The 13,489-nt window shown below is 45.2% G+C and carries 9 protein-coding genes; 2 read left to right on the forward strand and 7 right to left on the reverse strand.

What is annotated here, in order from left to right:
* The first annotated feature begins 47 nt into the window (after window positions 1-47).
* A complete protein-coding gene (locus ABDW33_RS12020; protein WP_343690309.1) occupies window positions 48-2,108 on the forward strand; it encodes a S9 family peptidase in 2,061 nt (686 codons plus the stop codon).
* 95 nt (window positions 2,109-2,203) lie between these two features.
* Here ABDW33_RS12020 and ABDW33_RS12025 read toward each other — a convergent pair whose 3' ends face one another.
* From ABDW33_RS12025 to ABDW33_RS12055, 7 genes are all read right to left on the reverse strand, one after another.
* Window positions 2,204-3,340, reverse strand: a complete 1,137-nt coding sequence (locus tag ABDW33_RS12025) for a TlpA disulfide reductase family protein (RefSeq protein ID WP_343690310.1) — start codon at window positions 3,338-3,340, stop codon at window positions 2,204-2,206.
* Entirely contained in the window at window positions 3,341-4,723 is a 1,383-nt protein-coding gene (locus tag ABDW33_RS12030; protein ID WP_343690311.1) for a RagB/SusD family nutrient uptake outer membrane protein, read from the reverse strand.
* Between the two features lie 12 nt (window positions 4,724-4,735).
* On the reverse strand, window positions 4,736-7,939 hold the full coding sequence (locus ABDW33_RS12035; protein WP_343690312.1) for a SusC/RagA family TonB-linked outer membrane protein: 3,204 nt from the start codon (window positions 7,937-7,939) through the stop codon (window positions 4,736-4,738).
* Window positions 7,940-7,964: 25 nt separating this feature from the next.
* Window positions 7,965-9,137 carry a FecR domain-containing protein gene (locus tag ABDW33_RS12040; protein WP_343690313.1) on the reverse strand — a complete coding sequence of 391 codons (1,173 nt, stop codon included), beginning with the start codon at window positions 9,135-9,137 and terminating at the stop codon, window positions 7,965-7,967.
* Between the two features lie 78 nt (window positions 9,138-9,215).
* Complete coding sequence (locus ABDW33_RS12045; protein ID WP_343690314.1) at window positions 9,216-9,806, reverse strand: RNA polymerase sigma-70 factor; 591 nt, start codon at window positions 9,804-9,806, stop codon at window positions 9,216-9,218.
* A gap of 275 nt (window positions 9,807-10,081) precedes the next feature.
* Window positions 10,082-10,900 carry a glutamate racemase gene (gene murI / locus ABDW33_RS12050; protein WP_343690315.1) on the reverse strand — a complete coding sequence of 273 codons (819 nt, stop codon included), beginning with the start codon at window positions 10,898-10,900 and terminating at the stop codon, window positions 10,082-10,084.
* Between the two features lie 4 nt (window positions 10,901-10,904).
* Window positions 10,905-11,558, reverse strand: coding sequence for a carbonic anhydrase (locus ABDW33_RS12055; protein ID WP_343690316.1), 654 nt, complete (start codon window positions 11,556-11,558; stop codon window positions 10,905-10,907).
* 213 nt (window positions 11,559-11,771) lie between these two features.
* Here ABDW33_RS12055 and ABDW33_RS12060 point away from each other — a divergent pair, with 213 nt between their 5' ends.
* Window positions 11,772-13,418, forward strand: coding sequence for an ATP-binding cassette domain-containing protein (locus tag ABDW33_RS12060; RefSeq protein ID WP_343690317.1), 1,647 nt, complete (start codon window positions 11,772-11,774; stop codon window positions 13,416-13,418).
* Window positions 13,419-13,489 lie beyond the last annotated feature (71 nt).

Below are 13,489 nucleotides of genomic sequence, written 5' to 3' on the forward strand. Positions count from 1 at the left end.
TGGTTTCAGCTATGGTCCTGTTTGCCTGTAAGGAAAAAAAGAAAGTTATGTCAGCAGAATCAACGACAACAATAGCCGCCCCTGTAGCGGAGAAGAAGGATACAGCGCTTACTATAAACGGAGATACCCGTATAGATAGCTACTACTGGATGAATGATCGAAATGATCCGAAAGTCCTTGCATACCTGAATGCAGAGAATGCATACCTGGATACGATGATGGCACCAGCTGCTCAGCTGCGTAAGAAACTGTACGAGGAGATGAGGGGCAGGATCATGGAAACAGATGCCAGTGTGCCTTATCTGAAAGATGGTTATTACTATTACACCCGTTATGTAGAAGGGAAGGAATATCCCATCTATTGCCGCAAGAAAGGTAGCCTGGAGGCTAAAGAAGAAATCACCCTTAACGTTAACGAAATGGCCCTGGGCCATGATTATTACCAGGTAGGTGGTATGGCAGTAAGTCCGGACGGGCAATGGTTAGCTTTCGGTGTCGACACCGTGAGCCGCCGTCAGTATACTATTCATATCAAGAACCTGCAAACAGGGGAAATACTTCCTGATGCGATCCTGAATACAACCGGGGGGGTAGCATGGGCCAGTGATAACAAGACTTTCTTTTATACGGGGAAAGACCCGGTTACCCTGCGTGCAGACAGAATTGGCAGGCACATAGTAGGTACTGAGACCACAAAAGATAAAGAGATCTTCCACGAGAAAGATGAGACCTTCAATACATTTGCTTACAGAAGTAAATCCGGACAATTCATCTTCATAGCGAGCGAGAGTACATTGTCGTCTGAATACAGGATACTGGATGCTTCAAAGCCACTGGCGGATGCAAGGATCTTCTATCCACGTCAGCATGATATGCTGTACGATGTAGATCACCAGGACCAGCATTTTTATATCAGGACCAACTTCGAAGCGAAGAATTTCAGACTGATGGAATGTTCGCTGGACAAGACTTCTATTAAGGACTGGAAAGAGGTAATCCCTCATCGTGCAGATGTATTGCTGGAAGGACAGGAGTTGTTCAAAGAGCATATGGTACTGAGCGAGCGTAAAAATGGTCTGACCCAGCTGCGTGTGATCAATACACATACACATCAGGAACATTACCTGCAGTTTGATGAACCTGCTTATGTGGCCAGTGTTTCCATCAATCCTGAATTTGATACGAAGACCTTGCGCTTTGTATATACTTCAATGACCACGCCATCTTCCACTTATGACTATGACATGGATGCAAAGACGAAAGAGTTGAAGAAAAGACAGGAAGTACTGGGAGGATATGATCCTAAGAATTATGTAACAGAACGTTTGTATGCTACGGCAAGAGATGGCGTGAAAGTACCTATTTCCATTGTGTATAAGAAAGGCTTTGAGAAAGATGGTAAAAGACCGCTGCTGCTATATGGATATGGATCTTACGGACATAGCATTGATCCGGGTTTCAGTTCCAACAGGTTGAGTTTGCTGGATAGAGGCTTTGCCTATGCGATCGCGCATATCCGTGGCGGCGAGGAGATGGGCAGACAGTGGTATGAAGATGGAAAGTTATTTAAGAAGAAGAATACTTTTTATGACTTCATTGATTGTGCGGAGTACTTAGTAGCACAGAAGTATACGGATAGCGCGCACTTATACGCAATGGGCGGTAGTGCCGGCGGTTTGCTGATGGGTGCTGTGGTAAATATGCGTCCAAAATTATGGAACGGCGTTATTGCACAGGTGCCGTTTGTGGATGTGGTGACAACAATGCTGGATGAAAGCATTCCATTGACAACAGGGGAGTTTGATGAGTGGGGTAATCCGAAGAATAAGGAGTACTATGATTACATGAAGTCTTACTCACCTTATGATAATGTGGTAGCACAGGATTATCCGAATATGCTGGTGTTGACGGGGTTGCACGATTCACAGGTACAGTATTGGGAACCGGCTAAGTGGGTAGCGAAGTTAAGAGCGCTGAAGACGGATAAGCATTTGTTATTGTTCAAGACAGATATGGAAGCAGGGCATGGTGGAGCTTCGGGAAGGTTTAAACCTTTGGAGGATGTGGCTTTGCAGTATGCATTCCTATTGGGGCTTGAAGGGAAATAATTTTACGGAGAAAGACCGGTAAAAATGACTACTGCCTGTCAGCGCGCATTATACAATGCTTGCGGCAGGCAGTAGTGTTTTAAATACCTCAATGATTATTGCTGAAATAATTGCCTTAACTTTTTATCCAGTTTTGCGCCCCGCAGGTCCTTTGCTATAATCACCCCTTTGTTATTGACCAGCACATTAAAAGGAATGGCATTTACCTGGTAGAAACGGGGAAGTTTGTTGTTACTGATCACATTTACCCATGGCAGCTGCAGGTCTTTCAGCGCTTTCAGCCAGGGATTTCTGAACAGATCCATCGATATAGCGTAGATGTCAAATCCACCTGGATGATAACGGGCATATGCCTCTTTCAGGAACGGAAATTCCTGTCTGCATGGCACACACCAGCTGGCCCAAAGGTCTATTAGCGTGTATTTATTTTGCTTAATAGTGGTCATGATATTCCTGGATTGCTTATTGGCATCTGCCAGTACCAGTGGAGGAATTTTCTTTCCAACAGCATACTGCAGCGATTTGTCAATAACAGACTTTACACTAACCCCATTTGCTGATTGCTGTAGTGAACTATCCAGGCCGTTAAATAGCCTGGCAGCAGTTTCTGCATCCATGCCATTTTTTATATCCTGAGACAGTACATATAAGCTGAAGAAATGTTGATGATTATGTTGTATATAATCTTCATCTTTCCTGAAGAGGATCTCATTCAGGGAATCTATTTTGCCGTTAAGGACAGCGAGGGTATCCTGTGTGGACAACCCTGGCGTGACCTTATCTTCGAGTTCCAGATAAGCGAATGTGTATGATAAGATCTCATCCAGGAGGGGCTTGTTCTCCTGCTGATAAGTGAAATATGCCTGGTTGGTAGCAGCACCGCTCACGACAGACTGACTGATGTCGTTCCCATTGATATCGAGGCTATAGGCGCCTTTTTCTGTGAAAAAGTAAAATTCATGGTTGTTTGGGTGATTATCTCCCATGAATTTTACGTTGGTAAATTCAGGTTCATTTACCTGCCCGTTGTACACAAAGGTGGCATTTTCTACAAGGACCGTGTCAATAATAAGATTGCCTGGACTGTAGCGTTGAAATAGCAATGTATCCTGTTTGGTTCCGCTCACCTTTCCTGTGATAGAAAATGAACCGGATGTGTGTTGTGCCTGTAACCGGGTAAAACAAGCCAGTACAGGAAGAAGTAGATATATTGCTTTGGTCGCACCATTCATTTAGTATCCCTGGTTTTGAGTTAATGATGAATTTTTTACGTCACTGAGTGGGATCGGAAACAGCATGTATTTCTCGTTCCAGGTAGCTGGTTTAAAAGTTCCCAGTACCGCATTGATATTTTTATTCCGCTTGAGGCTTAGCCATCTGTCAGCCCATTCAAAGCAAAGTTCCCTGCGTCGTTCTTCAATAATCGCATCGGTAAGATCCTGTCCATTGAGAGACGACGGCAGGTTGTCAATGCCGGCTCTCTGACGAAGCATATTCGCATCAGCCAGCGCTTCTTCATTTTGCTGTAAGCGTGCATAGGCTTCTGCCCTGTTGAGGAGGACTTCATCCAATCTGAACATAACCAGGTATTCCACCGGGGCATTATCATCATTACCGTTATTCAGATACTTATTGTTGACAAAAAGCAGTGTGCCTGTTCCATCGTCCTCCTGTTTAATAAAACGGTCCCTACGGGCGTCATTTTCGTCAAAAGCGCTATATAGGCTGCCGTTGCTATCATGTGTGACGCCATAGGTCGTACTGGTGTTATTACTTATCTGTCCAACCGGGGAATAATTGTATTGATTCCATAACTGCATAATCGTTTCGCTGCTGGATGCATTGAACATATCATTCAGTGTAGCCAGGGCATACCGGCTGTCGTTGAGTATTGTGCTGGCGGCATTGATCGCTTCCTGGTAATCGCCTTTTGCGAGTGCGACTCTCGCCAGCAATGCATTTACAGCGGCACGGTTAAAATGGAACCGACCTGTTGTAGGATAATCCTGGGACACGAGAGAATCTGCTAATTTCAGGTCTGTCATACAATAGGTGAGTATGCTATCTGTACCGGTTCTTGTAAAATGACTGGTTACAGCATAATTTCCATCAGTAACATAAGGTAAAGGACCATAGAAGGAGGTGAGGTAATAGTAGAAGAAAGCACGCCAGGCCAGTGCTTCGCCTTTACATTGATTTTTAAAGCCGGCAGACATACCGGTAGAAGCATCTACACCTGCTATGATGCTGTTCGCGTAATAGATGTACCTGTAGAAGTTAGTCCAGTAATCGTTGGTTGGTGCGTCAATAGGACGGAGCTGATAGTTATAAAGCACGTAGCCGGCGGAACCGGGGACTGCCAGGTAGCTCAAAGGCTCCATATCATCGCTGATGAACGACAGATCGAGGTGTATACCATAAGAGAGGGTGCCACTATTGGCAAATTCACTATAAATGCCTGCCAGCTGCAATGCTGCGACGGAGTCATTTCGGAAAGCCTTCTCTTCATTGAGGATATATTTGGGTGTTACCTCCAGTGCTTTGTTGCATGATAGGGTAATACCACACAAGGTGAGAAGCGCTAAAAGGATATGATGATTGCGATTAATTTTCATAATAATGCTGGTTTAAAATGCAGATCTGATACCTAAAGTGAATGCCCTTAAATTCGGCATATTCATGCCTGTTTCAGGATCGAAGCCCGGGTTGGAAGTAAACGTCCAGAGGTTGTTCACCATCGCATAAACATTTAACCGGGTAATGCGACATTTTTTGAACCATTTCTCAGGTAGCAGGTAGTTGGCCGAAACGCTTGATATGCGGAGGTAACTACCGGAGTAGTAGGCCGCAAGAGAATTATTGAAATAGTAGAAGCTGGCATCGTTACTACCGGTAGCAGATGCTTTGGGGAATCTTTTTACGTCACCTGGTTGCTCCCATACGTTACCATATATAATGGCTGGCTGGTTGTAGATAGAACCGGGTTTGAACTCGTAGAACTGTGCATAGTCCTGGTGCTTAAAGCTCAGGAAAATATCAAGTGTCAGGTTCTTGTAGGTGAACTTGTTATCTATTCCTCCAGTATAATGCGGCAGAGATGATCCCAGGTAGGTATAATCATAGTCAGGTGAAATCACACCGTCTTTATTCACATCGTCAACAATCACAGTACCATCTGCGGGATTTACGTGGGCGTTCCTGTAACCGAGGATGGCAGAGATCGACTTATTGAGAAAGAACTGTGAACGGTAGGGAGAGTTTTCAAGCCCGGGAAAAGCGACGAGTCTATTCCGGGCAATGGATATATTAAAGCTACTGGTCCAGCTGAAATTTTTCTTCCTTACAGGATCTACCTGGAAAGTCATTTCAACACCGGAATTTTCAATCAGGGCATTTAGATTGGCGGCTACATTGTCATTGCCGACGAATGATGGGAGGGTATATGCGACCAGCTGGTTCCCTGACCTGTTGCGATAATAATCCAATGTCAGTGATACTCTATCTTTCCAGGCACCCAGTTCCAGTCCGACGTCAATTTTACGGGTAGTTTCCCACTGGTATTTATCATTGAACAGGTTGTTCGCATGATAGCCCTGAACATTCTCGTAAGGTGATTGTGAAAGGACGTAATTGACAAAATACTGATAATCGCCAATGGCATCACTACCGGTAATACCGTAGCTGGCTCTCAGTTTAGCAAAACTGATCGCTGGCTTCATCCATTTAAAAAAGGGCTCTGCGGAGAAGTTCCATGCAGCGCCGACAGAACCGAAGTTACCGTATTTTCTACCGGGTCCGAAGCGGGAGGAGCCGTCCCGGCGCCCGGTGAGGTTCAGTACATATTTCTCGTCATAGTTATAGGAGATGCGGGTAAAACCACTCAGGAACTTATAGGTGCCTTCAGAATAATAGTAGTTGACAGCCTGGGCTTTTGAAAAGTCGGTGAGATCCTCATCTTTCGTGAACCCGGTGGCATATTGTGATTTCATTTCATGAAGTGTTCTCATATAAGTCCCTCCCAACAGCACATCGAAATGGTTTTTGCCGGTGGTGAAGGTATATGTTAACTGAGGTTCAATATTGAGTGTATAGGTTACATTATTGCCTTTTTGTGCATTAGCCAGAGCCGTGCTGCCGGGGGGCTGTGACGCCAGTGGATTTTTCCCAAATTCATTTAGCTGCATGCGATTGTAACCGGCAGTGATTTTAGCTTCCCAGCCCTTACCAAGCAGGTAGCTGGTATTGACGCTGCTGGTGAACGATTTTGTTTGATTGTAGAAGGTACTTTGCTGACCAGCAATAGGGTTACCTGCGGTATTGGCAAGAGACCAGTTAAGGCTGCCGTCAGCATTGTAAAGACTGAAATTGGGAGGTAATGCGATAAAGCTGGTAAGAGACATGGGAATTACATCATTGTGGTCCGTTGAATAACCAAGGATCACATTTGTTTGCAGCTTCCCATCTTTGGAGGTATGATTTCCGGAGAAGGAGAAATTCCCTTTGCGCAGTCCTGACCGGCTATTGTAGATAGTAGATTGTGAGCCATACCCGGCAGCCAGCCGGAAGCTGTTGTAATTGCCGCCGGCACCTACAGAAAACTGTACATTGTGCATGAGGGCCGCTTTGTTAAAATATTCTTTTTGCCAGTCATGGTTAATGGTAGAATCCCACAACAAGAGGTCGGGTGCATTTGTACTGTCTATGTCCACACCATCATTGGCAAAGCCTTGTCTGCGCATGGCCCTGTAATGCGAAATGTCAAGCATGGGTACATGTTTGGGTATTTTCTGCATGGTAGTAGCCGCATCCAGTGAAAATTGCAGCCCGCTTCCTGTATTTTTTTTGGTGGTGATCAGGATGACTCCATTGGCTCCTCTGGCGCCATATATAGCCGTCGCATCTGCATCCTTTAGTACCTGGATACTTTCAATCGAAGATGGATCAATCGATTTGAAGGGGCTTTCACTATAGGTAGCTGTAGAGATGTTGGAAAGGGAATTGTTATTAAACGGGATACCATCAATAATAAATAATGGAGCTGTTACGCTATAGGTCCCGTTATTGGTGAGTCCCATGGAATTAACGCCACGGATGTTAATCGTGGAATATGCACCTGCGAGCCCGCTACTGGGGGTAACCACTAATCCCGGTACACGGCCGGATAGTGCCTGTAATGGATCCATTGTAGCTGTTTTTTCAATGTCTTTTGCGGTGATTTTAACGCTGGCACCGGTATTGAGCCGTTTGTTAACTGTTTGACCGTAAGCAAGAACGACTACTTCATCCAGTGCATTATCCGCGGTAGACATTTTGAACTTCATTTCGGGCTGACTGATAACGGAGATCAATTGATCGTATCCCATATAGTTCAGCTGTATGGAATCGCCTGCCTCAATATCGGGTATCGTAATGGCTCCCTGTTTGTCAGCCATTAAGAACTTCTGCAATCGCGGTATATAAACGAATACTTCTGGTATGGGGCGGTCCTCCTCGTCGGTAATGTGTGCGGAGAAGGTAAATCTTTGTCCCGGTGGGGGAGTGGAGAGTTTTATCACCACATTTTTGTCTATGATTTTGTATTGAATAGGAACGAACTTCTGACAATACTGGAGAACACCGGTCAATGGCGTCTCGTTAACATCTATGTCGAAAATTTTCTTATCCATTTCGTGCGGGTCATAGACAAACGTATAACCGGTTTGCCTGGAAACCTCGGAAAGCACTTTAGGCAGCGTAGTCTGATGTAAATGCAGTGTCACGTTCTGTGCCTGGATGCATGTACTGAATAGCAGGCCTGCAATGCAGGCACAGGAGAAGAGCAGAAATTTCATGAAAGCTTAAATAATGGTTGGTTGATTATTGTGCAGGTACAACGATGGTCTGATCTTCTACATAGAAATCAATCCCGTCGTAGCGTAGTAATTCACGTAATTGTGATAACCTGATATTGCGATGTATTTGTCCACTGATGCGTTTATCAGGAATAGATCCTTCGAAACGTATGTCAGCGTTGTACCACCTGGCTATTTCTTCCAGGGCATCTTTTACAGGTGTGTTATCAAAGCTGAAGAGTCCATTTTTCCATCCTACAGCCAGAGAGGTATCTGCGGTGGTGGTGGTAACGCTGATGCGCTGATCCTGGAATACCGCCTGCTGGCTGGGATGAACAACCAGTGCCTGCATAGGTTTGCGTGTATCGTATACCCTGATTTTTCCTTCCAGTAGGGTAGTGACGATACTATCCTCACTGTGGTATGCATTGATGTTAAAATGCGTGCCTAATACTTCGACATTTTGGTGTCCTGTTTTCACAACAAAGGGATGCCTTGCATCTGTAGCAATTTCAAAATAAGCTTCTCCGGTTAACATCACTTCACGTGTTTTGCCGGTGAACCGCACGGGGTACCGGAGGGAAGAAGCATTATTCAACCATACGATTGTCCCATCTGCGAGTATGACGCGGTATTTGTTACCGGCCTTTGTTTGCAACGTATGCATGGCCGCGGTGCCGGAAGTATAGTTTGCTGAGGCAGGTGCATAACGGAGTGTGCCATCTGGCAATGCAACAATGGAGTTGTTGCCATCTGAGAGTTGCAGGTGCTGGTTCTCCGAAAGTTTTACCTCACTGCCATCAGAGAGAGTGAGGATTACATTGGCTTTACCAGGCAGCAGGTCATTTGCCTGCAGGGCAATATTGGGTAAACCTGATTGTTTACGATGATAGCTGAATATCAATACTATAAGTAGTACAAAAGGCACGCCCCATACGATAGCCTGGCGGATACGCCGGTTACGCAAAGGTCTTTTGCGGCGGCTGCCTGCTGTTTCCTGTACGGTATGCATCAATTGATTGAACAGTAATTCCTTCCGGCTATCGGGCATATCGGCAACGGCATCCGGCCACCATTCATCCAGCGCAGAAAATGTTTCGCGGTTATCCCTGATATCCTGCAATAGCTTGTCCCACTCTTCTTTTGTCAGGTTACCATGAATAAAGGCGTCCAATAGATTTTTGGTTGATCTTTCCATTTACATCTTAATTAAAAACAAAACGCTCTACCTATAATGACGGAGAAAAGAAGCGTGATAACTAATGGAATTTAAAAATTAATGGATTTTATGTAAAAAGATCAGGAGTGTGATAAGATCCACCTGTTGTAAGAGGTGGGTGCGGAGAAATTTTTGTGCGTCAGTCAGGTGATTGTTAATAGTAGCTTTGGATAGTCCGGTCAGTTTACTGATTTGTTCATGGGTCATTCCTGCTTCCCTGCTCAGCAGGAATATTTTTTTGCGCTGGGGAGACAGTAGATTGATGGCATTCATTAAAGCGGTAGTGAATTCACGCTGGCATAATTGATAATCTGCCATTTCAGATTCTGTGAGTTCCTGTGAGTGTATCCAGGTTTCATCCTGTATTTCAGGCTTATTGGCAACGGAGCGGAGATAATCGATCGCTTTGTTCTTCGCTATCCTGAAGAAAAACGCGTCGATATTTTGCACCTGTGGCAGCATGTCGCGTGCTAACCAGATCTTGGTCAGAACATCCATGGCAACTTCTTCTGCAACGGCGGGAAATTTGATAATAGGATTCAGGTAACCGGTTATTTTTGGCAAATACGCATTAAATAGCTGTCTGAAGGCTTCTTCATTTCCCTGTGCTATCAGCAATAATAAGTCTTTGTCTATTGCAGCATCCAATGGCAGTTTTTTTTGCTGAACAAAAATTTTCTGAAATCTGCTTCAACCGGTTTACAACCTGAAGTGCCCCGATCTGCGAGGTAAGAACGACGGAAAAAGATAATTTTGGTGTATCATTTATAAAAGCTGGCTATCTCCCCCTGAGCCGGCTCTTTTTTAAGAATGACGTTGAAAAAATGTAAGATAACTAATGCCATCAGAAAAAAAGGGGCCGATGTATGTCAGTTATTGAAAAAGCGCGCCTGCATTCTCTTTCCAACGCAGGCGTGCTATTGTCATCCCAGGAATTCGGTCTTTACTGTTTCCCCGAAGAAGATGTTTGTCAGTTTTTCAAAGATAACCGGATCATCTGTAGTAAAGAATCTGCGGTTACCATTTTTACTGAGTCTCGTTTCCATTTCAGGATGCCTGATCAGATAGTCTTTCAGGCTGTGTGCCACTATTTTCCCCTGAGATAGCAAAGTGATACCACCTGGTAAGAACTGTTTTATCTTTTTTGTCAGGAGCGGATAATGTGTGCACGCTAAAACCAGCGTATCGATATCTGGTGCATCGGTCAGGATCTGATCCAGGTATTTCTTTACAAAATAATCAGCGCCTTCGCTGTCTGCTTCTCCATTTTCAATCAAAGGTACCCACATGGGGCAAGCCAGCTGATGTACTTTCACATGTGGAAAGAACTTTTTGATCTCGATGGGGTACGATTCTGAACTCACCGTACCTTTTGTAGCCAGGATACCTACTTCGCCGGTCTGGGTGAGTGTTCCCACCATTTCGGTGGTAGGTCTTATCACGCCCAGCACCCTGCGATCGGGTGCAATGTTCGGCAGGTCTTTTTGCTGAATGGTGCGGAGGGCCTTTGCAGAAGCCGTATTACAGGCTAATACTACCAAAGGACAGCCCATGTCAAAAAGGTGCTGTACACATTCCAGTGTATAGGTATGGATGGTTTCAAATCCTCTGTTGCCATAGGGGGCACGGGCGTTGTCGCCCAGATAGATATAATCGTATTGAGGCAGGGAGGCGATGATCTCTTTGAGCACCGTGAGTCCTCCATAGCCGGAGTCGAATACGCCGATTGGACCAGTTGTCATTTCTTTATTTTTTCATCAATCCTTCACCTGTCAGGTCGTATATCTCCTGAATTTCGTGCAGGACTCTTTCAAAATCAATCGCCAGGTCTTTCAATTCTCCATTACGCAGGTCGTATACCCAGCCGTGGACGGTCGGGAACTGGTTCTGGAGGTAAGATTGTTGTACTGCGGCAGTTTTGATAACATTCACGCATTGCTCCTGTACATTCAGTTCTACCAGCCGGTTATAGCGTTCATGTTCATCGTGAATAGCGTTCAGCTCATCTTTGTGCAGGCGGTATACATCGCGGATGTTACGCAACCATGGATTGAGCAGGCCCAGGTCAGCAGGCTGCATGGCGGCTTTAACGCCTCCGCAGTTGTAATGGCCACATACGACGATGTGCTTTACCTGCAGGTGACGAACGGCATAATTGATCACTGCCATCACATTCAGGTCGGTGTTATTGACCAGGTTGGCAATGTTTCTGTGAACAAATACTTCACCGGCATCCAGTCCCATGATTTCGTTTGTAGGTACCCGGCTATCGCTACAACCTATGTAGAGATAATCCGGACGCTGTTCGTTTGCCAATTTTTCAAAAAATTCCTTGTCGGTAGCTGTTTTAGAGGCTATCCAACGCCTGTTGTTCTCAAAAATCTCGTTGTACTTGGTCATGGCGAAAGTGATTAAAAGTGGATCAATGCAAGGGTTAAAATTAAGGTATTAGCATGAGAAGAAAAATTGCGGGGGGTGATGTGTGCAACCAACAGCCAAAGCCGCTGGATTCGGGGTGTTGGCCCCGGGCCGGCTTAATTTTCGATTAATGTGATAAAATATTGAAACCGTATATTTTTTCGTAACTTTGCGCCTTAAATTTCTTTAGCCAGCATGATCAGTGTTAAAAACGTATCGCTTTCTTTTGGAAAAAGAGTGTTGTTTGATGAAGTTAACCTCAACTTTACCAAAGGCAACTGTTATGGTGTAATCGGTGCAAATGGTGCCGGTAAGTCGACTTTCCTGAAGATCCTTTCAGGTGAGATAGACCCTACCAAAGGATCTGTGGAAATCACCCCTGGTGAGCGCATGTCCGTACTGAAACAGAACCACTTTGAGTTTGACGAGGTGACTGTATTGAATACCGTATTAATGGGTAATAAGAAGCTTTGGGAGATCGCTCATGAAAGAGACAGTATCTATGCTAAAGAAGACTTTACCGAAGAGGATGGTATGCGTGCGGGTGAGCTGGAAGCTGAATACGGTGAAATGGGCGGTTATACTGCTGAGAGTGATGCCGGAACCCTGCTGGGCGATCTGGGTGTAAGCGCAGATCTGCATGCAGTTCAGATGAAGGACCTGAGTGGTAGCTTAAAAGTACGTGTACTGCTGGCACAGGCACTGTTTGGCAACCCGGACATCCTGCTGCTGGATGAGCCTACCAACCACCTGGATGTGGAAACCATCGGTTGGTTGGAGAATTTCCTGGCAGATTACGAAAACATTGTGATTGTGGTATCGCACGACCGTCACTTCCTGGATGCTGTATGTACCCACGTAGCAGACGTAGACCGTGCCAAGATCCAAATCTTCTCTGGTAACTATACCTTCTGGTACGAGTCTTCTCAGCTGATGGCGCGCCAGATTGCGGATAAGAACAAGAAAATGGAAGATAAGCGTAAAGACCTGATGGACTTCATTGCCCGATTCAGTGCGAACGCTTCCAAGAGTAAACAGGCGACCTCCCGTAAGAAAGCCCTGGAAAAACTGGTTATTGAAGACATTCAGCCTTCTAACCGTAAGTACCCGGGTATTATCTTCAAGCAGCAACGTGAGGTAGGTAACCAGATCCTGAACGTTGAGAAACTGGAAAAATCGATCGAAGGCAACAAGCTATTTGGTGATGTGACCTTTACCGTGAACAAGGGTGATAAGATCGCTTTCCTGTCTAAGGATCACGTAGCACTGAGCACGTTCTTCGAAATCATAAACGGGGAAGATACAGCTGATAGCGGTAAATATGAGTGGGGTACCACGGTAACGACTGCTTATCTGCCAAATGATAACGCCCAGTTCTTTACTGATACCAACATTAACCTGATGGATTGGCTGCGCCAGTATGTACCACCACATGTAACAGATGTGGATGAGCCGTTCCTGCGTGGTTTCCTGGGTAAGATGCTTTTCAGTGGCGATGAGATCATGAAGAAGACCAGTGTACTGAGTGGTGGTGAAAAAGTACGTTGTATGACCAGCCGTATGATGCTGCAGGATCCTAACGTAGTGATACTGGATGAGCCTACCAACCACCTGGATCTGGAAAGTATCCAGTCATTCAACGAAAGTATGATCAACTTCAAGGGGGTGGTATTGTTCACCACCCATGACCATACCTTCATGCAGTCCGTTGCGAACCGTATCATCGAGATTACGCCTAAGGGTGTGATTGACAGGCTGATGACCTTCGATGAATACCTGGCAGATGAGAGAGTGAAAGCGATGAGAGAAGAAATGTATGGTGGTAAGGTACAATTAGCTTAATCATAATAGGTTATAAACAGAAACGCCGGCAGAACGCCGGCGTTTTTTTATTGTATTGTCCATTCCATAAT

The organism is Chitinophaga sp. (genome assembly GCF_039596155.1).
Lineage (GTDB): Bacteria > Bacteroidota > Bacteroidia > Chitinophagales > Chitinophagaceae > Chitinophaga.